Genomic DNA, 24,603 nt, shown 5'->3' with positions numbered 1-24,603 from the left:
GTGGCGAATCTGCGCTGGCGGCAGCGCATGTACCGGCTGCGCGCCGACGACGTGGTGCTGCAGAAGACGCCGTGCACCTTCGACGTATCGGTGTGGGAGTTCTTCTGGCCGTTGCAGGTCGGGGCCCGGTTGGTCGTCGCGGCGCCGGACGGCCACCGCGACCCGGCGTACCTGGCCCGCGTGATCCGGGAGCGCGGTGTCACCGTGGCGCATTTCGTGCCGTCCATGCTCGCGGTGTTCGTCGCCGAGCCGCAGGCCGCCGCGGCGGACTCGCTGCGGCTGGTCTTCGCCTCCGGCGAGGTGCTCCCGGCCGCCACCGCCGCGGCCTTCCGGAACATCTGCGGGGCGACCCTGCACAACCTGTACGGGCCGACCGAAGCCGCGGTCGACGTGACCGCGCACGAGGTGACCGGCGCGGATATAGCACGGGTGCCGATCGGCGTCGCCGCCGACGACACCGAACTGCTGGTGCTCGACGACAGTCTGCGTCCGGTGGCGCGCGGCGTCGTCGGAGAGCTGTACCTGGCGGGCGTGCAGCTGGCGCGCGGCTACCTCGCCCGCCCCGGCCTCACCGCCGAGCGATTCGTGGCGAACCCGGAGGGACCGGCGGGGGAGCGGATGTACCGCACCGGTGACCTGGTGCGCTGGGCGCCCGGCGCCGAGGGCGGGCCGGACGAACTGGAATACCTGGGCCGCACCGATTTCCAGGTGAAGCTGCGCGGCCTGCGGATCGAACTCGGCGAAGTCGAGGCGGCGCTGCTGCGCCACCGGCAGGTGTCCCAGGCGGCGGTGGTGGCGCACCGGCACGCGAGCGGTGAGCATCTGGTCGGCTACGTCGTGGGTGATCCGATCGATACCGCCGACGTGCTGGATTCGGTGCGGCGCGAGCTGCCCGTGTACATGGTGCCGACGCGGCTGGTCCGGCTGGACGCGATGCCGCTGAACGCCAGCGGCAAGCTGGACCGCCGGGCACTGCCGGAACCGGAATTCGGTTCCGGCGCACCGGCGTATCGCGCGCCGCAGACCGAGGCGCAGGCGGCGGTCGCCGCTGTCTTCGCCGAGGTGCTCGGTGTAGCGCGCGTGGGCGCGGACGACGATTTCTTCGCGCTGGGCGGCAATTCGCTGCTCGCCACCCGCGCCATCGCGCGGATCGCGGCGGCCCTCGGCGCGACCGTGGACGTGCGTGATTTCTTCGCCCGCTCCACTGTCGCCGCGGTGGCCGAATCGGCCGCACAGGCGCGGCCTGCCGGGGCGCGTCCACCGCTAGCGGCGGGTCCGCGCCCGCAGCGCGTTCCGCTCTCGCCCGCGCAGCGGCGCATGTGGTTCCTCAACCGGTTCTGCGCCGACACCGAGCAGGCCCGCGACCTGGGCGCCGCCGCCGTGGACAACATCCCGGTGGCGCTGCGCCTGCGCGGCCCGCTGGAGGTGTCGGCGCTTTCGGCGGCGATCACCGATCTGGTGGCCCGGCACGAAGTGCTGCGCACCGTGTATCCGCAGACCGCCGACGGGCCCGTGCAGTCGGTGCGGCGGGTGCACGCGGTGTTCGACCTGACACCCGCCGAGGTGCCGGAGGACCGGCTGCTCGCGGCGATCCGCCGCGCGGCGGGCCAGGGCTTCGACGTCGCCGAGGAGACCCCCGTGCGGGTGCGCCTGCTGCGCTGCGGGCCGCAGGACCACACGCTGGTGCTCGTCGTGCACCACATCGCGGCCGACGGCGTCTCGCTCGGTCCGCTGATGCGCGATCTGGCCACCGCGTACGCCGCGCGGCACGAGGGCCGGGCGCCGCAGTGGGCTCCGCTGAGCGTGCAATACGCAGACTACGCGCTCTGGCAGCAGCGGGTGCTCGGCGCGGAGACCGACGCGGATTCGGTGGCCGCACGCCAACTCGCCTTCTGGCGTTCCGAATTGGCCGGATTGCCCGCGCAGCTCGAGCTGCCCGCCGATCGGCCACGGCCGGCCACGGCCTCGTATCGGGGCGCGACCCACGAGTTCGCCATCGATGCCGCCCTGCGCGCCGACGTCGAGGCGATCGCGGCGCGGGTTCGCGTGACGCCGTTCATGGTGCTGCACGCGGCGCTGGCAGCCCTGCTCGCGCGGCTGTCGGGCACCGCCGACATCGCGATCGGCACGCCCGTCGCGGGCCGGGGCGAGGCCGCGCTCGATGATCTGGTCGGCATGTTCGTCAACACCCTCGTGCTGCGCACCGAGGTCGACGGCGCCCGCCGCTTCGCCGAGTTCCTCGCGCAGGTCGCCGACCGCGACCTGCGCGCGTTCGCGCACGCCGACATCCCGTTCGAGCAACTGGTGGAGGCGCTGAACCCGGCCCGTTCGGCCGCTCGGCATCCGCTGTTCCAGGTCGCGTTGTTCATGCAGAACATCGGGCCGATCACGCTGGCCATGCCCGGCCTCGACACCGGCCTGGTCGACTTCGATCCCGGTTTCGCGAAGTTCGATCTACAACTCACGGTGTCCGACGCGGCGGCGGGCTATCGCGCCGAATTCACCTATGCCACCGATCTGTTCGACGCCTCGACCGTGCGCGAGTTCGCGGCGAAGTTCGTGCGGCTGTTGCGCGCGGCGGTGCGCGACCCGGACGTGGCGGTCGGGGACATCCCGCTGCTCGACGCGGGCGAGCTGGACTACGTCACCGCGAGCTGGAACGCCAGCGGGCACCGAGTGCCCGACCGTTTCCTGCACGAGGGTTTCGACGCGCAGGTGCGCCGCACCCCGGATGCCGTCGCGCTGGTCACCGACACCGAGCGGTACAGCTACGCCGAACTGTCCGACCGGGCCGACCGGCTGGCCAGGATGCTCATCGGGATCGGCGTCGGCCCGGAAGCGCTGGTCGTGCTGGCCCTGCCGCGCTCGGTCGACCTGGTGGTGGCCATGTACGCGGTGGCACGGGCGGGCGGGGCGTACGTTCCGGTGGACCCGGCGCATCCGGCCGAGCGGGTCGGTCACATTCTCGACACCGCGCGCCCGCATGCGGTGCTGACCACCAGAGCGGCCGGATTCGTCGCGGCGGCAACCGTTTCCGCTCCGGTGTACCACCTGGACGAAGTCGATCTCTCGGCGTATCCCTCCGGCAGGATCGGCGACCGCGAACGCCTCGGTGCGCTGCACCCGCAGCATCCGGCCTACGTGATCTTCACCTCCGGGTCGACCGGTAAGCCGAAGGGCGTGGCGATCAGCCATCAGGCCATCGCCAACCAGCTGGCCTGGATGCACGCCGAATACCGTCCGCGCACCGGCGATGTCTACTTGCAGAAGACCGCGAGCACCTTCGACGTCTCGCTGTGGGGATATTTCCTGCCGCTGCGGGCCGGCGCCACCCTGTTGCTGGCCGCACCCGACGGGCACCGCGATCCGCGCTACCTCGCCGAAACCATCGCCCGCCACCGCGTCACACTCACCGACTTCGTGCCGTCGATGCTCGCGGTCTTCGCCGCGCACGCGGAGGCGGGCGAACTCGACTCCCTGCGCGAGGTGTTCGTCATCGGTGAGGCGCTGCCGCCGGAGACCGCCGCCGCGTTCCGGCAGGTGTGCGACGCGGGCCTGCACAACCTCTACGGTCCGACCGAGGCGGCGGTGTCCATCACCTACCGCGCGGTCACCGAGACGGATACGCCGCAGGTGCCGATCGGTGAGCCGGAATGGAATTCGCAGGTCTACGTGCTGGACGGACGGTTGCGGCCCGCGCCGATCGGCGTGCCGGGCGAACTGTACCTGGCGGGGGCGCAACTGGCGCGTGGCTACCACGGCCGCGTCGACCTCACCGCTGATCGATTCGTCGCGAACCCGTTCGGCCCGCCGGGCGCGCGCATGTACCGCACCGGTGACCTGGTGCGCTGGAGCCGCGATGGCGAGCTGATCTATCTGGGCCGGACCGACTTCCAAGTGAAATTCCACGGCCGCCGCATCGAACCGGCCGAGATCGAAACCGCGCTGCTGGCGGCGGCCGAGGTGAGCCAGGCCGCGGTGCGGCTGGTCACCGGACCGACGGGTGAGTTCCTGGCGGGCTACGTGATCGAAGCGCCCGGCGCGACAGTGGATCTCGACCGGCTGAAAACGTCTGTCGCCCAGCGCCTTCCCGCCTATATGGTGCCGGCCGTGCTCGTCCGGCTGGCCGAGTTCCCGATGAACACCAGCGGCAAGCTCGATCGCGCGGCACTGCCGGTCCCGGTGCTCGCGGCGGAGCGCTTCCGCCCGCCCGTGCACGCCGCGCAACGTCTGGTCGCCGGGGTGTTCGCCGAGGTGCTCAGAGTTCGACGGGTCGGATTGGACGACGATTTCTTCGCCCTCGGCGGCAGCTCGCTGGACGCCACCCAGGTCACCGCTCGCGCGGGCGAGGCCGCGGGCGTGCGCATTCCGGTGCGCGCGCTGTTCGACGCGCCCACGGTGGAGGGCTTCGCCGCCGCCGTCGAGCGGCTCCGCACCGCCGGGTCGACCCGGCTTCCGCTGGCCCGCCGGGCCCGGCCCGAGCGGGTGCCGCTGTCGCCCGCACAGCAGCGACTGTGGTTCCTCAACCGGATCGAGAGCCAGGACGGCGCCGACAGCGTCTACAACCTGCCGATCGTGCTGCGGCTGACCGGCCGCCTCGACGTCACCGCGCTGGAGCGCGCCGTGCTCGACGTGCTGGCCCGACACGAGACCCTCCGCACCACATTTCCCGAAACCGAAAGCGGCCCCTACCAATCGGTGCTCGATGCCGCCGACATCGGCCTGAGCCTGCATCCGGTGCCGATCGACCGTCGCGGAGTCCGGGAAGCCGTCGCCGGGATTGTCAGCGCGGGGTTCGACGTCACCGCCGAGTTGCCGTGCCGGGTCGCCCTGCTGGCCGTCGACCGGGTGGACGAGGCGCGCGGCCTCACCAGTGACGAATACGTGCTGGTTTTCGTCGTGCATCACATCGCCGCCGACGCGTTGTCGATGGTTCCGCTGGTCACCGATCTGGTCCGGGCCTACCTCGCGCGCCTGACCAGCAGACGCCCGGACTGGGCGGCGCTGCCCGTGCAATACGCCGATTACAGCCTGTGGCACCGGGAACTGCTCGGCGCCGAGGACGTCCCCGGCGACCTGGCCTACCAGCAGCTGCGTTTCTGGCGCGACGTCCTCGACGGCGCGCCCGCGCAACTGCCGCTACCGGCCGACCGGCCGCGGCCCGCCGTGCCCTCCCACGAGGGAGCCGCCGTCGATTTCGTCATCCAGCCCGAGGTGGCCGCGGGCCTGCGGGCACTGGCCCGGCGCAGCGGCGCGACACTGTTCATGACGCTGCACGCGGCGTTCGCCGCCACCCTGGCCCGGTTGAGCGGCAGCGCCGACATCGTGATCGGCACGCCGGTCGGCGGGCGCGGGGAACCGGCGCTGGACGCGCTCGTCGGCATGTTCGTCAACACTCTCGCGCTGCGCACGCGGGTCTCGGGCGACGCGGCGTTCGCCGCGCTGCTGGCGGACGTGCGCGAGGGCGACCTGGCCGCGTTCGCCAACGCCGACCTGCCGTTCGAGCGCCTGGTGGACGCCATGGCGGTGGACCGTTCCGCCGGCGCGCACCCGCTGTTCCAGGTGATGTTCAGCTTCGAGGCCGCGACGCCCGCCTTGGACGGGAAGGCCGTGCAAGTGCCGTGGCTGTCGGTGCGTCCGGTCGAGATCCCCGATACGGGAGCGAAATTCGACCTGCACCTGGTCGTGCAGGAGCGGGCCGGGTCGGCGGAACTTTCCGGCACCCTGCGCTACGCGACCGATCTGTTCGATGCCGCGACCGCCGAGTCCTACGTCGTCCGGTTCCGGCGGCTGCTCGTCGCCGTCGCGGTCGATCCCGGCGCGCGTATCGGTGACATCGAACTGCTGTCGGACGCCGAACGTCATCAGGTCCTGCGGGAATGGAATGCCACCGAGCATCCGGTGCCCGAATCGGACACCCTCGCCTCGCTGTTCGCGGCCCAGGCCGCGCGCACCCCGGACGCGCCCGCGGTCACCTTCGAGGGGACTACGCCGGCCCACCCGTCGCCCGACCACCACCCCTCGACGAGTCGCTACGCGACGCTCGCCCACCCGTCGCCCGACCACCACCCCTCGACGAGTCGCTACGCGACGCTCGCCCACCCGTCGCCCGACCACCACCCCTCGACGAGTCGCTACGCGACGCTCGCCCACCCGTCGCCCGACCACCACCCCCCAACGAGTCGCTACGCGACGCTGACATATTCCGAGTTCGCCGGTCGGGTAAATCGGCTGGCACGCTGGCTCGTCGAACAGGGCGTCGGCCCGGAGTCGCTGGTGGCATTGGGTATTCGCCGCTCGGTCGACCTGGTGGTCGGCATGTACGCCGTCACCGTGGCGGGCGGCGGCTACCTGCCGCTCGACCCCGACCACCCCGCCGAGCGCACCGCGCACATCCTCGCCACGGCCGCGCCCGTGTGCGTGCTCACCGCGGGCACGGACCTGCACTGCGGTCTCGCCGAGACGCGGATCGATCGGCTCGACCTGTCCGCCTACTCGGACCGTCCGCTCACCGATGCCGACCGGCGCGCGCCGCTGCGGCCGTCGAATACCGCGTACGTGCTGTTCACTTCCGGTTCCACGGGCAGGCCGAAGGGCGTGGCGATGAGTCACCGCGGCATCGTGAACCGGCTGCGCTGGATGCAGTCCGCGTACGCCGGGCTCGGGCCCGGCGATGTCCTGCTGCAGAAGACGCCCGCCACCTTCGACGTCTCGGTGCCGGAGTTCTTCTGGCCCCTACAGGTCGGCGCCCGCATGGTGCTGGCCCGGCCGGACGGCCACCGCGACCCGGCCTACCTGGCCCGGCTCATCCGGACCGAGGGCGTCACGGCAGCGCACTTCGTACCGTCCATGCTGGCCGTCTTCGCCGACGAGGCGCTCGACGTACCGACGCTGCGCGAGGTGTTCTGCTCCGGCGAGGCGCTGCCCGTCGGCGTCGCCCAGCGGATGCGCGAACGCACCGGCGCACGGGTGCACAACGGCTACGGCCCGACCGAGGCCGCGGTGGAGGTGACCTTCCACCAGGTGTGCGACACCGATTTCGAGACGGTGCCGATGGGCAAGCCGATCTGGAACATCCGGACCTACGTGCTCGACGCGCGGTTGCGTCCGGTGCCCGTCGGGGTGCCCGGTGAGCTGTATCTCGCGGGCGTCCAGCTGGCGCGCGGCTACCTGGGCCGCCCCGACCTGACCGGAGACCGGTTCGTCACCGACCCGTTCGGCCCACCCGGCGAACGGATGTACCGCACCGGCGACCTGGTGAAGTGGACCGCCGCGGGCGAGCTGGAGTTCCTCGGCCGCACCGACTTCCAGGTCGAGATCCGCGGCCTGCGCGTAGAGCTCGGCGAGATCGAGGCGGCCCTGCTCGCGACGCGCGGCGTCACGCAGGCCGCCGTCCTGGTACGCGACGATCGCGGCACCGGAGAGCGACTCGTCGCCTACCTGGTGGCGGACGGGCCGATCGAGATCACGGTGGTGCGTGACGCGCTGGCCGAGCGGCTGCCGGGCTACCTGGTGCCGCAGGCGTTCGTGGTGCTCGAACGGTTCCCGGTGAACGCGTCGGGGAAGCTGGACCGCACGGCACTGCCCGCGCCCGCGCTCGCGCCCGCGGTGTTCCAGGCGCCCAGTGGCGAAGCGGAAACACTTGTCGCCGAAACGGTCTCGACCCTGCTCGGAGTGGCCGACGTGGGCGCCGAGGACGATTTCTTCGCCCTGGGCGGCAACTCGCTCAGCGCCACCCGGCTCGCCGCGCGACTGGGCAGGGCCACCGGCGCCGAGGTGGCGGTGCGCACGATCTTCGACGCGTCCACGGTGCGCGCGCTGGCGCGGCGGATCACCGTCGACGGCCCGATCGATGACACCCCCGTTCCGCTGCCGCCACTCACGCCGCAGGAGCGCAGCGGGCCGGTCCCGCTGTCGATCGCCCAGCAGCGCATGTGGTTCCTGAATCGGTTCGACACCACCACCGGGGCGTACAACATCCCGTTCGCGCTGCGCCTCACCGGGGCGTTGAACGTGCCCGCCCTGGCGGCGGCGATAGCCGATGTGATCGCCAGGCACGAGACGCTGCGCACGATCTATCCCGAACACGACGGCGGCGCGACACAGGTGGTGCTCCCCGCCGGGACGAAACTGGTGGAGCTGGTCGCGCGGCCGGTCCCGGCGGCGCAGGTGCCCGAGCTCGTCGCCGCCGCGGCCCGCGCCGGGTTCGACGTGACCGCCGAGGTACCGCTGCGCGTTCGTCTGCTGCGCGTCCAGGACGAGTCGGGGCCGGGCGGGCAACAGGTCCACGTCCTGCTGTTCGTCGTGCACCACATCGCCGCCGACGGTTGGTCTTTCGCGCCGCTGACCCGGGACCTGGCCAACGCTTACGTCGCGCGGTGCGCGGGCATCGCACCGGCCTCCGGGCCGCCGCGGGTGCAGTACGCCGACTTCGCCATCTGGCAGCGTGCCGCACTCGGCTCCGCCGACGACCCGGCCTCGGTCCTGTCCCGCCAGCTGGCGTACTGGACCGATCGGCTGGCGGGGCTGCCCGAGGTGCTGACGCTCCCGTCCGATCGGCCGCGCCCCGCGGTCGCCACCAACCGGGGCGGCGCGTCGACCGCGCGGCTCGACGCCGGCTTGCACGAGCAGATCCAGGTCCTCGCCGCCGCGCACCGGGCGACCCCGTTCATGGTGCTGCACACCGCGCTGGCGGTGTTGCTCAGCCGCTACGGCGCCGGCTCGGACGTCGTGATCGGCGCGCCGGTCGCCGGACGGGGCGCCGAAGCGCTGGACGAACTCGTCGGCATGTTCGTCAACACGCTGGTGCTGCGCACCGAGGTCCGGCCGGACGCGACCCTCGCCGAACTGCTGGCGTCGGTGCGCGCGGCCGACCTGGCCGCCTTCGACCACGCCGCGGTGCCGTTCGAGCAGTTGGTCGAGGTCGTCAACCCGGTCCGCTCGCAGGCGCACGCCCCGCTGTACCAGGTCGCGCTGACCTTGCAGAACCAGGCGGCGCCGGAGTTCCGGCTGCACCGGCTGGCCATCGCCGCGCTCGAGGTGGGCGCGGCGCCGATCCAGCTCGACCTGGACTGGACGCTGACCGACCGCTACACCGCCGACGGCGCTCCGGACGGCATCGACGTGCACCTGCACTACGCGCTCGACCTGTTCGACGAACCGACCGCGGCCGGGTTCCTCGCCGCCTTCGAACGCGTGCTGCGCGCCATGGTGCGTGACGCCCGCACCCCGGTCGGCGCGGTCGAGCTGATGTCGGTGGCCGAGCGCGGCATGCTGCTGTCGGACCGCAACGCCACCGCGCACGCCCTGCCCGCCGAGACACTGGACGACCTGCTCACCGCCCGCGTGGCCGCCACCCCCGACGAGATCGGCGTGCGCTACGAGGACACGGCGGTGACCTACGCCGCGTTCGCGTCCCGGGTGAACCGGCTGGCCCGCAGGTTGATCGAGGCGGGCGTAGGCCCGGAGGACGTCGTCGGACTGGCCGCGTGGCGCTCGATCGACATGCTCGTGGCGATGTACGCGATCGTGCGGGCGGGCGGCGCGTATCTGCCGATCGACCCGGCGCAGCCCGCCGAGCGCCTGGCGCGGATCGTGGTGAGCGCCGCGCCGCGGCTGGTGCTCACCGCGGGCGGCGCGACGCTGCCCGCCCTGGACGGCGTGCCCGTGCTCGACCTCGCCGATCTCGACCTCGACGGCGTACCCGACGGTCCGGTCGCCGATGCCGAGCGGGTCGCCGCCCTGCGTGCGGACAACACCGCCTATGTGCTGTTCACCCCCGGTTCCACGGGCACGCCGAAGAGCGTCGCGGTGATGCACCGGGCGATCATGAACCAGCTGCGCTGGCTGGAGCACCGCTACGAGGTCACCGCGTCCGACCGCATCCTGCAACGGGCCCCGCTGATCTTCGACGTGTCGGTGTGGGAGTGCTTCCTGCCGATCGCCGTCGGCGCACCGCTGGTGATCGCGCGGCCCGGCGAGCACCTCGACCTCACCTATCTCGCGGATCTGCTGCGCGAACACCGAATCACCATCGGCGAGTACGTGCCGTCGGTGCTGGCCGCGCTGATCGGTGAGGGCATGGGCGACGCGCTGCGGTCGTTCCGGCACCTGCACTGCGGGGGTGAGGCGCTCACCCCGGATCTGCTCGCCGCGCTGCGCGGCAGCTTCGACGGCGCGGTGCACAATGCCTACGGTCCGACCGAGGCGGCGATCTCGGCGATCTATCACGAGTTCGCCGACGCCGCCGCCGAATCCGGCCGGGACGTGGCGATCGGCCGCCCGTGCTGGAACACCAGGGCCTACGTGCTGGACGCGCGGTTGCGTCCGGTGCCGATCGGCGTCCCGGGGGAGCTGTACCTCGCGGGCGACCAGCTGGCGCGCGGCTATCACGCCCGTCCCGGGCTGACCGCCGAGCGATTCGTCGCCGACCCGTTCGGCGTCCCCGGCCGCATGATGTACCGGACCGGCGACCTGGTGCGCTGGAACCGCGACGGCGATCTGGTGTATCTGGGCCGCAACGATTTCCAGGTCGAGCTGCGCGGTCAGCGGATCGAGCTGGGCGAGATCGAGGCCGTGCTCGCCGCCGCGCCCGGAGTGCGCAACGCGGCGGTGCTGGTGGCTCGCGACAGCACGGGGCAGCGATGCCTGGTCGGTTATGTCACCGGCGCGGCCATCGCCCCCGAGGCGGTGCTCGACGCGCTGCGCGCTCAGCTGCCCGCCTACATGGTGCCCGCCCACGTCGTCGTGCTCGGGCAGATGCCGTTGACCACCGTGGGCAAGCTCGACCGCTCGGCGCTGCCCGCCGTCGAATTCACCGGCGCGGCAGCGGAGTTCCGCCCGCCCCGGGAGGGGACCGAAGCGGTGCTCGCCACGCTGGTCGCCGACCTGACCGGCACGGCGCGCATCGGCGCGGACGACGACTTCTTCGCCCGCGGCGGCAATTCGCTGCTGGCCATGCGGCTGGTCGCCAGGGCGAACGCCGCCTTCGGCTGCGCGCTGACCGTGCGCGAGGTGTTCGAGGCGCCGACCGTGGCGGGGCTCGCACTGCGGGTCACCCGGCCGGAGCGCCCGGACGCCGACGGGCCCGCGCTCGTCCCGGGCGAGCGGCCCGCACGGATACCGTTGTCGCTGGCACAGACCCGGATGTGGCTGCTGCACCGGCTCGATCCGGATTCGGCGGTCTATCACATCCCGATCACCATTCGGCTCACCGGCGATTTGGACGTGGCGGCGTTGCGGGCGGCGGTGCGCGACGTGATCGGTCGGCACGAGTCGCTGCGCACCGTCTTCCCCGCGGATGCCGAGGGACCAGCCCAGGTGGTTCTCGCCGACACCGACCTGCCCGAGCTGCCGCTGCACCCGATCGAGGTGACCGAGCCGCACCTGCGCGACGCGGTGCTTGCGTCGACCGGCGGGAGTTTCGATCTGCGCACCAGTATCCCGTTGCGGGCGAGCCTGTTTCGTGTCGGTCCGGATGACCATGTGCTCGCGGTGGTGGTCCACCACATCGCCGCCGACGGCGTCTCCACCGCCCCGCTGGCCCGCGACCTGATGACGGCCTACTCCGCGCGCGTCGCGGGGGAGGAGCCCGCATGGCGTCCGCTGCCCGTGCAGTACCCGGATTTCACCCTCTGGCAGCGCGCGGCACTCGGCTCGGCGGACGACCCGGATTCGGTGCTGTCCGGCCAGATCGCGTACTGGCGAGCCGAACTCGCCGGACTGGCCCCGGTGCTGGAGCTGCCCGCCGATCGCCCGCGCCCGCCGGTGGCCTCCGGCCGGGGCGCTACCGTCGAATTCGCGATCCCCGCCGACCTCACCGCGGCGATCACCGGTCTCGTGCGGCGGCACGGGGTCTCGACGTTCATGGTGCTGCACGCCGCCTACGCCACGCTGCTCGCCCGGCTCGCCGGAGTGGACGACGTCGCCGTCGGCACGCCCGTCGCCGGACGCGGCGAGCAAGCGCTGGACGACTTGGTCGGCATGTTCGTCAACACCCTCGTGCTGCGCACCCCGGTCGCGGCGGACGCGTCCTTCGCCGAGCTGCTCGCCCGGGTGCGCGAGGTCGACGTGCGGGCCTTCGCGCGCGCCGACCTGCCGTTCGAGCGCCTGGTGGAGGAGCTGAACCCGGTTCGTTCGCAGGCGCACGCGCCGATCGTGCAAACCCTGCTCACCTTCGAGCACCACGACGACACCGTGCTGCGGCTGCCCGGCCTCACGGTGTCGGCCTATCCGCTGGACAACGGCGTCGCGCAGGTCGATCTGGCAGTGGAGCTGGCCGAGCACCGCACCGACGCCGGAGCCGCGCTGCGCGGCGTGCTGCGGTACGCCACAGACCTGTTCGACCGCGACACCGTCGCCACGTTCGGGGCTCGGTTCGTGCGCGTGCTGCGCAGCGTGGTGGCCGATCCGTCGGTGCGCGTCGGCGACCTCGAGCTGCTGGACGACGCGGAGCGGGCGCTCGTGCTGGACCGGTGGAACGACACCGCCGCCCCGGTCGACCCCGCGGCCACGCTGATCTCGCTGTTCGAGGCACAGGTGGCCAGGACCCCGGACGCGCAGGCGGTCACCGTGGAGGGTCGCACGCTCACCTATGCCGAGTTCGCGGAACGGGCCCGACGCCTCGCACGCTGGCTGGCCGGGCAAGGCGTCGGCCCGGACGCGCCGGTCGCGCTCGGTATGCGCCGCTCGCTGGATCTGGTGGTCGGCATCTACGCGGTCACCCTGGCCGGCGGCGCGTATGTCCCGCTCGACCCCGACCACCCCGCCGAGCGGCTGGAGTACGTGCTGGCGACCGCCCGGCCGGTGTGCGTGCTCACCTCGGGCCTCGACCTGGACGCGGGCGCCGCGCGGCAGGTACGGATCGACCGGCTCGATCTCACCGGCTACTCCGGCGATCCACTGACCACGCCGGACCGGCTCGGTACGCCGGGGCCGGGCCACACCGCGTATGTGATCTTCACCTCGGGATCGACCGGCCGCCCGAAAGGCGTGGCGGTCACCCACGCGGCGATCGTGAATCGCCTCACATGGATGCAGTCGGCCTATCCGCTGGCCACGGACGACGTGGTGCTGCAGAAGACCCCCGCCACCTTCGATGTTTCCGTCTGGGAGTTTTTCTGGCCCTTGGCTTTCGGTGCGCGGCTGGTGGTCGCACGTCCAGATGGCCATCGCGGCCCGGGTTATCTGGCTCGGCTGATCATCGAGCAGCGCGTCACGACGGTGCACTTCGTCCCGGCCATGCTGGGGGTTTTCCTGGCAGACCCACGTTCAGGAGAGTGCATTACGCTGCGCAACGTCTTCGCGTCGGGCGAGGTATTGCCCGCGGTTGCCGCGCAGCGGGCGCGAGAGGTGATCGGAGCGCGGGTGCACAACCTGTACGGCCCAACGGAGGCCGCTGTCGACGTCACCTACCACGAGGTGACCGATACGGACCTGGAGTCCGTGCCGATCGGCAGGCCGGTGGCCAACACTCGCCTGCTGGTGCTGGACGCCCGGATGCGGCCGGTGCCGGTCGGCGTGCCCGGTGAACTGTACCTGGCGGGCGCGCAGCTGGCCCGGGGTTACGTGGCGCGCCCGGAGCTGACCGCCGACCGGTTCGTGGCCGATCCGTTCGGTCCGTCCGGGGCGCGGATGTACCGCACCGGCGATCTCGTGGCGTGGCGCGGCGACGGCGAGCTGGAGTACCTGGGGCGCACGGACTTCCAGGTGAAACTGCGCGGCCTGCGCATCGAGCCGGGCGAGATCGAGTCGGCGTTGCTGGCGCTGGACGCGGTCGCGCAGGCGGTGGTGCTGGTCCGTTCCGACGAGCGGTTGGGCGATCAGCTCGTGGCCTACCTGGTTGCCTCGGGCCGCCCCGTGCTCGACACCGAGGACGTGCGCGCCGCGCTGGGCGCCGCGCTGCCCGCGTACCTGGTGCCCACCTCGTTCGTCGTGCTGGAACGGCTCCCGGTCAACGCCTCCGGCAAGGTGGACCGCGCGGCGCTGCCCGCGCCGGAGTTCACGACCGTGGGCTACCGGGCTCCGGCCACGCGCGAGGAGGCGACCGTCGCGCGGATCGTGGCGAACCTGCTCGGTGTGCAGCGCGTCGGAGTGGACGACGATTTCTTCGCCCTCGGCGGCAATTCGCTGATCGCGACCCAGGTCGCCGCCCGGCTGGGGGCCGCGCTGGACACCGAGATTCCGGTGCGCCTGCTGTTCGAGGCGCCGACGGTGTCCGCCCTGGCCGCGCGTGCCGAACGCCTCGCGGGCCGCGGCGGCAGGCCCGCGCTCACGCCCCGGCCGCGCCCCGAGCGCATCCCGCTCTCGCCCGCGCAGCAGCGCATGTGGTTCCTCAACCGCTTCGACCCCACCGAGACCGTGCACAACATCGCGGTGGTGGTACGCCTCACCGGCTACCTGGACCCGGACACCCTGGCCGCCGCCGTCGGTGACGTGGTCGGCAGGCACGAAACGCTGCGCACCGTCTACCCCGACCTCGATGGCGTCGGCTACCAGCGCATTCTCGACCCCACCCAGGTGCCGGTGATCCAGCGCTTGGACGCGGTGGGCGCGCTGCGCGAGTTCGTCGCCGCCCCGTTCGACCTGATCGCCGAGGTGCCGCTGCGCGTCGGCCTGGCCGCCCGATCCGAGCGCGATCACCTGCTGGCCCTGGTGGTGCACCACATCGCCGCCGACGGGTTCTCCATGGGCCCGCTGGCCCGCGATCTCGCCGCCGCGTACGCGGCCCGCGCGACGCGCACCGCGCCGGTCTGGACCGAACTCGACCTGCAGTACGCCGACTACGCGCTCTGGCAGCGCGAGGTGCTCGGCGCGGAAGACGTTCCCGACTCGGTGGCCGCGCGCCAGCTGGAGTACTGGCGCGAGACGTTGCGCACCTTGCCCGCTCAGCTCGACCTACCGGCCGACCGGCCGCGTCCGGCAGTCGCCTCCCACGCCGCGGCGAGCACCACCGTGGTCCTGCCGGACGAGGTCCGCGCCGGTATCGCCACCGTGGCGGCGCGCTACGAGGCCACGCCGTTCATGGTCGTGCACGCCGCGCTGGCCACCCTGCTGGCCAGGCTGTCCGGCACGGCCGACATCGCGATCGGCGCGCCCGTCGCGGGCCGTGGTGACGCGGCGCTCGACGATCTGGTCGGCATGTTCGTCAACACCCTGGTGCTGCGCGCGCAGGTGCCCGGCTCGGACACCTTCGCCGCCGTGCTGCACCGGGTGCGCGAACACGACCTCGACGCCTTCGCCCACGCCGACGTGCCGTTCGAGCGCCTGGTCGAGGTGCTCGACCCGCCGCGGTCGCGGGCCAGGCACCCGCTGTTCCAGATCGCGCTGTTCTTCCAGAACCTCGCGCCGGTCACCTTGGACATGGCCGGGGTGGCGGTGACCGAGCACGAATTCGACTACGAGACCACCCCGTTCGATCTCCAGCTGACCGTCGCCGGTGACGAGCTGCGCTTCACCTACGCCACCGATCTGTTCGACGCCGCGACCGTCGAGACCTTCGGCGCGCGCTTCGCCCGCCTGCTCGCCGTGGTCACCGCCGACCCGGAACAGGTGGTCGGCGACATCGATCTGTTCGGCGCGGGCGAGCTGTGTCGCGTGGTCACCGAGTGGAACGACTCCGCGCACACCGCCTTGGCCGACGAACTGCTGCTCGACGAGTTCGAGGCGCAGGCCGCCGCGACGCCCGACGACCCGGCGCTGGTGTTCGTTCCCGACAGCGCGACGCCTCCGGCCACCGTGTCCTACGGCGAGCTGGACCGGCGTGCCAACCGGCTGGCCCGCCACCTCATCGCGGCGGGCGTCGGCCCGGAAGCGCTGGTGGCGCTGGCGATCCGGCGTTCACCCGAGCTGGTGATCGCGATGTACGCGGTGCTCAAGGCGGGCGGCGCGTACGTGCCGATCGACCCGGACCACCCCGCGCGGCGCATCGCGCACATCCTCGGCACCGCCGCGCCCGTGGCCTTGCTCACCACGACGGCGGATCGGATCGACCTCGACGACGTCCCCACCGTCCTGGTCGACGCCCTCGCGCTGGACGGCTACTCCGACGACCCGATCGCGGTCGACGAGCGTCCCGAGCCGATCCACCCGGACAGCCCCGCGTACGTGATCTTCACCAGCGGCTCCACCGGAAAACCCAAGGGCGTCAGCGTCTCGCACGCCGCGATCGTCAACCAGATGACCTGGATGCAGTCGCAGTACGGCCTCACCGCCGACGACGTGTACCTGCAGAAGACCGCCACCACGTTCGACGTGTCGCTGTGGGGCTACTTCCTGCCGCTGCGCGTCGGCGCCACGCTCGTGCTGGCCGCCCCGGACGGTCACCGTGACCCCGGCTATCTCACCCGGGTGATCGCCGAAAGACAGGTGACGGTCACCGATTTCGTGCCGTCGATGCTGAGCGTCTTCGCCGGGCACGTCGCCTCCGCCGGAGCGAGCGCCGCACTCGAGTCGCTGCACACGGTGTTCGTGATCGGCGAGGCGTTGCCCGCCGAGACGGTGCGGGCGTTCGGCGCGGTGAGCGCCGCACGGCTGCACAACCTGTACGGCCCGACCGAGGCCGCGGTGAGCATCACCCACCGCGACGTCACGGGCGAGGGCGGCCGCACCGTGCTGCCGATCGGCAACCCGGCCTGGAACAGCCGCGTCTACGTGCTGGATTCGCGACTGCGCCCGACGCTTCCCGGCGTCGCGGGCGAGCTGTACCTCGCGGGTGTCCAGCTCGCGCGCGGCTACCACGGCAGGCCGGACCTGACCGCGGACCGCTTCGTGGCCAACCCGTTCGGCGCGCTCGGCGAGCGGATGTACCGCACCGGCGACTTGGTGCGCTGGGACACCGGCGGCGGCGCCGCCGAACTGGTGTATCTGGGCCGCAGCGACTTCCAGGTGAAATTCCGCGGCCAGCGGGTCGAACTGGGCGAGATCGAAGCCGCGCTCGTGGCCGCGCCCGGTGTGGCGCAGGCGGCTGCCCGGGTGGTCACCACCGTCACCGGCGACGACCACCTGGTCGGCTACGTCACCGCCCAGCCGGGCGCCGCGGCGTCCGATGCCGAGGTGCTGCGCGCCGCCGCGGCCACGCTGCCGTCGTACATAGTTCCGTCGGCGCTGGTCACTCTGGATGCCTTCCCGCTCAACCCCTCCGGCAAGCTGGACCGGAACGCGTTGCCGGAACCGGTTTTCGACCGCGTCGCTTATCGCGCCCCGGTCGCACCCGCCGAACGGGCGGTGGCCGACGCCTTCGAATCGGTGCTCGGCGCCGGGCCGATCGGCGTCGACGACCATTTCTTCGCGCTGGGCGGCAACTCGCTCAGCGCCACCCGGGTGCTGGCCCGGCTCGGCGACCGGCTCGGCCGCCGAGTTCCGGTGCGGCTGCTGTTCGAGGCGCCGACGGTGCGGGCTCTGGCCGAACTGCTCACCGCGGAGGCCGCGGCGAGCGAGCAGGTGGTTCCGCTGGTGGCGGGCCCGCGCCCGGAGACGATTCCGCTCGCGCCGGTCCAGCGCGGCATGTGGTCGCTCAACCGGCTCGATCCGGCTTCGCCCGCGCACAACATCCCGGTCGCGCTGCGCATCGAAGGCGCACTGGACACCGACGCCCTGGTCGCCGCGTTCGCCGACGTTGTGGCGCGGCACGAGAGTTTGCGCACGGTATATCCGGCCGACAAGACCGGCGCCGGTCACCAGGTGATCCTGCCTCCGGACGCCGGGGCACGCTTGACGGTCGAAGCGTTGAACGGCCGTGCGGCCGACGACCGGATCGCCGAATTCCTCGGCGCTGGTTTCGATGTGACCGCCGAAGTCCCGGTGCGCGCGGCGCTGCTGCGCGAGCACGACACCCGGCACGTGCTGGTCGCGGCGGTGCACCACATCGCGGCGGACGGCTATTCGATGGGCCCGCTGCTGCGCGACCTGCTCGCCGCCTACCTTTCCCGCGTCCTCGGCACGGACCCGGCCTGGCCCGCGCAGGCGGCCCAGTACGCCGACTACGCCCTGTGGCAGGCCGCCGAGCTGGAAACCACGGGCGCCGCGCGGCTTTCGTTCTGGGCCGAGACGCTGCGCGACCTGCCCGGCGAGCTCGAGCTGCCCACCGACCGCCCACGTCCCGCCGTCGCGAGCAAGCGCGGCGCGAGCGTGCGGGCCAGGATCGGCGGCGGCGTCGCCGCGCGCGTGCGCGAACTCGCGCTCAGGCACGACGCGACGCCGTTCATGGTGGTGCACGCCGCCCTCGTCGTCCTGCTGGCCCGGTTGACGGGCTCCGGCGACATCCCGATCGGCGCCCCGGTGGCCGGGCGCGGCGCGGCGGCACTGGACGACCTGGTCGGCATGTTCGTCAACACCGTGGTGCTGCGCACCCGGCCGGATCAGGACCGCCCCTTCGCCCATCTGCTCGCGCAGACCAGGGCCGTCGACCTCGCGGCATTCGAGAACGCGAGTGTGCCGTTCGACCGGGTGGTCGACGAACTCGGCGTCGAGCGCTCCCTGGCCCGGCATCCGCTGTTCACCGTGGCCCTGAGCTACCTGGACACCGAGCCCGACGCCTTCACCGTGCCCGGCCTCGAGCTCTCGGCGGTCGAATTCGACGAGCGGGTGGCTCGTTTCGACCTGCAGTTCACCGTGTCCGCCGAGCCCGATGCCGACGGTCACCTCGCGGTGGAGCTGGACTACGCCACCGACCTGTTCGACGCGGCCACCGCGAGCGCGCTGGTGCGCCGCTTCGGCAGGCTCCTCGGCGCGCTCACCGCCGCACCCGACCGGCCCGTCGCCGAAGCCGACCTGCTGGCGCCCGCCGAACGCGCCGACCTGCTCGGCCGCCGCGGCGACGCCCCGGTGCCGCCCCGCACCCTGGCCGAGCTGATGGCTGCGGCGGCCGCGGTCGACCCGGACGCGGTGGCGCTGATCGCGGGCGAGCGGCGGCTGACCTACCGGATGCTCGACGAGCAGTCCTCGCGGCTGGCGCGCATGCTCATCGGGCACGGTCTCGGCGCGGAGGACGTGGTCGCCGTCGCGGTGCCGCGCTCGATCAGCTCCGTGGTCGCGGTGTGGGCGGTGGCCAAGACGGGCGCGGCGTTCGTCCCGGTGGATCCCACCTATCCGGCCGAGCGGATCGCGCACATGCTCACGGATTCCGGTGCGGCGCTGGGCTTGACGATCGCCACCTGCCGCGCGGCGCTGCCCGGCGAGGTCGACTGGCTGGTGCTCGACGCGCCGTCCACCGCCGCCAGGATGCGCCGCAACAGCGGGCAAGCGGTCGACGCGGCCGAGCTGATCCGTCCCGTCCGGCTGGAGAATCCGGCCTGGATGATCTACACCTCCGGCTCGACCGGAACGCCCAAGGGCGTGGTCGCCACCCACGGCGGACTCGCCGGAGTGGCCGCCGCGCAGCGGGATCGGTACCAGGTCACCGCGGACGCGCGCGTGCTGCACGTGGCCTCGCCCAGCTTCGACGCGTCCATGCTCGAACTGCTGCTGGCGCTGTCGGCGGGGGCGGCGGTGGTGATCGCACCGCCCGGCGTCTACGGCGGCGCCGAGCTCACCGCGCTCATCCGCGACCAGCGGGTGACGCACGCGTTCCTCACCCCGGCCGTCCTGCCGACCCTCGACCCGGCCCAGCTGGGGTGTCTACGGCAGCTCACCGTCGGCGGCGAGTCCTACGGCCCCGACACGGTGCGCCGCTGGGCGGAGGGCCGCTCGTTCCACAACACCTACGGACCCACCGAGACCACCGTCATCGCCACCATCAGCGCGGCGCTGCGCCCCGGCGACCCGCTCGATCTCGGCGCGCCGATCCACGGCATGTCCGTGGTGGTGCTGGACAGCCGGTTGCGTCCGGTGCCGATCGGTGTCACCGGCGAGCTGTACCTGCGCGGTCCCGGCCTTGCCCGGGGCTATCACGCGCGGCCGGGGCTCTCGGCGTCCCGATTCGTCGCCGACCCCTACGGCCGCGCGGGGGGACGGCTCTACCGGACCGGTGATCTGGTGCGGTGGAACCGGTCCGGCGCGCTGCACTACGTCGGGCGTTCCGACCACCAGGTGAAGGTGCGCGGCCTGCGCATCGAACTCGGTGAGATCGACACCGTGCTGGCCGCGCACGAAACGGTGGAGACGGCCGTCACCGTGGGCCACACCGACGCCTCGGGCGCGGTATCCCTCGTGGCCTACGTGGTCGCGGCGGCCGGCCACACCGTCGACACCGCCGCCCTACTGACCCATGCGGCACGCTCGCTCGCGTCGTACATGGTGCCCAGCGTTGTCCTGACGCTCGACGAACTGCCGTTGACACCGGTCGGCAAGTTGGATCGGAACGCGTTGCCACGGCCCCGGCTTCGTGGCGCGCCGTTCCGCGCGCCCCGCACCGAGGTCGAGCGGGTGGTGGCGCAGACGGTCGCGGAGGTGCTCGGACTCGACGGCGGTGTCGGCCTGGACGACGACTTCTTCGCCCGGGGCGGCAACTCGCTGACCGCGACCCAGCTGGCCGCCCGGCTCGGTGACCGGCTGGCGGTCACCGTCGGCGTCCGCGCGGTGTTCGAGCATCCGTCGGTCGCCGCCCTGGCCCGCATGCTGACGACCGCCTCCGGCGCGGCCGGGCGTCCCGCGCTCACCCGGCGCGCGGGCACCGGGCCGGTGCCGCTCTCGCTGGCCCAACAGCGCATGTGGTTCCTCAACCGCCTCGATCGGCAGTCCACGGCCTACAACATTCCGCTGGCGGTGCGGCTGACCGGCGAACTGGACGTGGCCGCGCTCGCCGCCGCGATCGGCGACGTCGTCGCCCGCCACGACGTGCTGCGCACCGTGTACCCGCAGCACGCGTCCGGACCGGTGCAGGTGGTGCTGCCCGCCGAGACGAGCACTCCCGTGCTCGCGCCCGTCGCCGTCCCCGCCGACGATCTCGGCGCCGCGGTGGCCGATTTCGTCGGCGGCGGTTTCGACGTCACCGAGACCGTCCCGGTCCGCGCCCGGCTGTTCGCTCCGCTCGACGGCGACGCGACCGCTCCGGTCACCGAACACGTGCTGGTGGTGGTCGTGCACCACATCGCCGCCGACGGCTCGTCGCTGGCGCCGCTGGCCCGCGACGTGATGCTCGCCTACGCCGCCCGCAGACGCGGCGTCGCACCCGACTGGCCGCCGCTCGCGGTGCAGTACACCGATTTCAGCGTGTGGCAGCGCGAATTGCTCGGTGCGGAGGACGATCCCGGCTCGCTGCCGGCCCGGCAGATCCGGTTCTGGACCGAGACGCTGGCCGATCTGCCCGCGCAGCTGAATCTGCCCACCGATCGCCCGCGCCCCGCCGTCGTCGCCACGCGTGGCAGGCACGTCGACTTCGCGATCGCACCCGACGTGCACGCCCGGCTGACCGACATCGGCCGGGAATCCGGCGCGACGCTGTTCATGGTGCTGCACGCCGCGTTCGCGGTGCTGCTCGCCCGCCTGTCCGGCACCCCGGACATCGCGGTGGGCACTCCGGTCGCCGGGCGCGGCGCGGCCGAACTCGACGACGTGGTCGGCATGTTCGTCAATACGCTGGTGCTGCGCGCCCGGGTCGACGCGGGCGACGGATTCGCCGATCTGCTCGCCCGCGTCCGCGCGGCCGATGTCGCGGCCTTCGCTCACGCCGACGTGCCGTTCGAGCGTCTGGTCGAGGTGCTCGACCCGGAGCGGTCCACCGCCCGCCACCCGCTGTTCCAGGTCGGGTTCTCCTTCCACAACCAGGCGGAGGCCGACTTCGGCCTGGACGGATTGACCGTGACGGCCGCGGACTTCGAAACCGAGGTCGCCCAGTTCGATCTGCACTTGGTCGTCACCGACCGCTACGCCTCCGACGGGACGCCCGCCGGCATGGCCGCCTCGCTCACCTACGCGACCGCCCTGTTCGACGAGTCCACGGTGGCCGGGTTCGCCACCCGCCTGCAACGGTTGCTCGGCGCGGTGTGCGCCGACCCTCGGCTGCCGGTCGGAGATCTCGCGCTGCTGGACCCGGCGGAGACCGAGCGCATGCTGGTCACCTGGAATCAGGCCGATCGCCGCTTCGCCCCGGATACGCTGCTCACCGCCTTCCAGGCGCAGGTGGCCCGGACACCCGAGGCGATCGCGATCGTCGACGACGCGCGAACGGTGACCTACCGTGAGTTCGGCGCGCGGGTCGACCGCCTGGCCAGGGTGCTCATCGAACACGGGATCGGCCCGGAATCGCTGGTGGCGCTCGCCATTCCACGTAGTCTCGACCTGCTCGTCGCGATGTACGCGGTGGTGACGGCCGGTGGCGCCTACGTGCCGCTGGACCCGGCCCATCCGCTGGAGCGCACCGCCAGCGTGCTCGCCGCCGCCGCGCCGCGCTTGGTGCTCACCTCGGCACGGGTGCCGATGCTGCCCGCGGCGGCATCGGAACACAGTGTGGTGCTGGATATCTCGACGGTCTCCGCGACCGTGGCCGACGGGCCGGTGCGCGACGACGAGCGGATCGCCCGCCTGGCGCCCGCGAACACCGCGTACGTCGTTTTCACCTCCGGGTCCACCGGCGCGCCGAAGGGCGTCGCGGTGCCGCACGCGGCGGTCACCCACCAGCTGGACTGGATGCAGTCGGAATACGGGCTCGGCCCGGACGACGCGGCGATGGTCTCGACCTCGGCGGCTTTCGACCTGTCGGTATGGGAGTACTGGTGGGCGCTGCGGACCGGCGCCCGGCTGGTGCTCGCACCGCAGAACGCGCAACGCGACCCGGTGGGTGTGCTCGACCTGGTGCGCCGCGCCTCGGTGACGACGCTGACGCTGGTGCCGTCGCTGCTGGCGATGCTGGCCGAATCGTCCGGCGAACGGCGCATGCCGCGCTCGCTGCGCAGGCTGCTGGTCATCGGCGAGGCGTTGCCCGCCGCGACGCTGCGCCGGGCCACAGCGCTCACCACGGCCAGGATCGACAACCTCTACGGCCCCACCGAGACCGCGGTCTCGGTGACTCGGTTCCGCACCGGCGCGGCCACGCGGCACGCGGTGGTGCCCATCGGCACACCCGAGCCCGGCACCCGGGTCTACGTCCTCGATGATCGCCTGCATCCCGTGCCCGCCGGGGTGACCGGCGAACTCTATCTGGGCGGCGCGCAACTGGCCCGCGGCTACCACGGCAGGGTGCACCTCACCGCCGAGCGGTTCGTGGCCGACCCGTTCGGTCCCGCGGGAGCACGCCTGTATCGCACCGGCGACATGGTGCGCTGGGGGGTGGACGGCAACCTGGAGTACGTCGAGCGGCGTGACTCCCAGGTGAAGGTGCGCGGCTACCGCATCGAACTCGCCGAGATCGAGCACGCCCTGCGCTCGCGGCCCGAGATCGGCGAGGCGATCGTTCTCGCCTACGACACCGACGACGCGAATGCCGTGCTGGCCGGCTATTTCACCGCCGTGCGGCCGCTCGACCCGGGCGCGCTGCGCGCCGCGCTGGCGGAGGTCTTGCCGAGCTACATGGTGCCCGCGGTGCTGCGGCAGGTGCAGGCGTTGCCGCTCACCGCGAACGGCAAGGTAGACCGGGCCGCGCTGCCGCGTCCGCGGCTGCGCGGCCGGGAATTCCGCGCCCCCGGCACCGACTTGGAACGTGCCGTGTGCACGGGCTTCGCCGAGGTACTCGCCGCCGAGCGGGTCGGCCTGGACGACAACTTCTTCGAACGCGGCGGCAACTCGCTGCTGGCCACCCGGCTGGCCGCGCGCCTGAGCACGGCACTCGGCGAACAGATCCCGGTGCTCTGGCTGTTCGCCGCGCCGACGCCCGCCCGCCTGGTCGCCCAGCTGGAGCAGCACCGGTCCGGCCGCGGCCGGGTCGACGCGGCCGCCGCGTTCGACGTGGTACTTCCGCTGCGCACCGGAGGCGCTCGAGAGCCGCTGTTCTGCATCCATCCGGCGAGCGGTGTCGCGTGGTCGTTCGCCGGTCTGGCGGCGCACCTGGACCCGGAACGGGACGTGTACGGCATCCAGTCGCCGGTGCTCGACGCCGCCGCGCGCCTGCCGGAATCCATCGACGACTGGGCGCGCGAGTACGTGCGCGAGATCCGCGCCGTTCAGGCCGAAGGCCCGTATCACCTGCTGGGCTGGTCGCTCGGCGGCGTACTCGCGCATGCCGTCGCGGTGCGCCTGCAGGAACAGGGCCAGCGGGTCGCGGTACTGGCCATGATGGACAGCTCGTTGCGGGCCGGCGCCGACGCGAACGCGCCGCTGCCGGTCGCCGACCTGCTCGGCGGTTTGCTCGGCGGTTTGCTCGGCGAAGCCGCCGACGAGGAGGACGCCGCACTCGACCTGCCCGGGCTCGCGCGCCGGATCGCGGAACTGCCCGAACCGTTCGCCTCGTTCGGCGCCGACCGACTCGATCGCGTGCTGCGCGCGGGAGCCGGGTCACTGGAGCTGATCCGGCGCTACCGCCCGCGCCCGTACAAGGGCAACCTCGTCTACTTCACCGCCGCGCTGGACGATCCGATCGGCGCCACGGGTGCCGCGAGCTGGGCGGATGCCGTGGACGGCACCGTGCACAACCACGCGGTGCACGCCTCGCACTGGCGGATGACCTCCGAATCCGCGCTGGCCAGGATCGGCCACGTCCTCACCGCGGTACTGGCCGACACCGGCCCCCACTGA

The 24,603-nt window shown here is 72.7% G+C and carries 1 protein-coding gene (only partly in view); it reads left to right on the top strand.

The features are described 5' to 3' along the window. Positions 1-24,603 carry the 3' portion of a non-ribosomal peptide synthetase gene (locus ON19_RS26575; protein ID WP_043698672.1) on the top strand. Its footprint begins 834 nt before the window's first position, so only the last 24,603 of its 25,437 coding nucleotides appear in the window; the start codon falls outside the window, past its left edge; its stop codon occupies positions 24,601-24,603.

The organism is Nocardia abscessus NBRC 100374, assembly GCF_000308455.1.
GTDB classification, from domain to species: Bacteria; Actinomycetota; Actinomycetes; order Mycobacteriales; family Mycobacteriaceae; genus Nocardia; species Nocardia abscessus.
The sequence above is the reverse complement of the archived record's forward strand: the minus strand, read 5'-3'. Positions and strand labels throughout refer to the sequence as shown.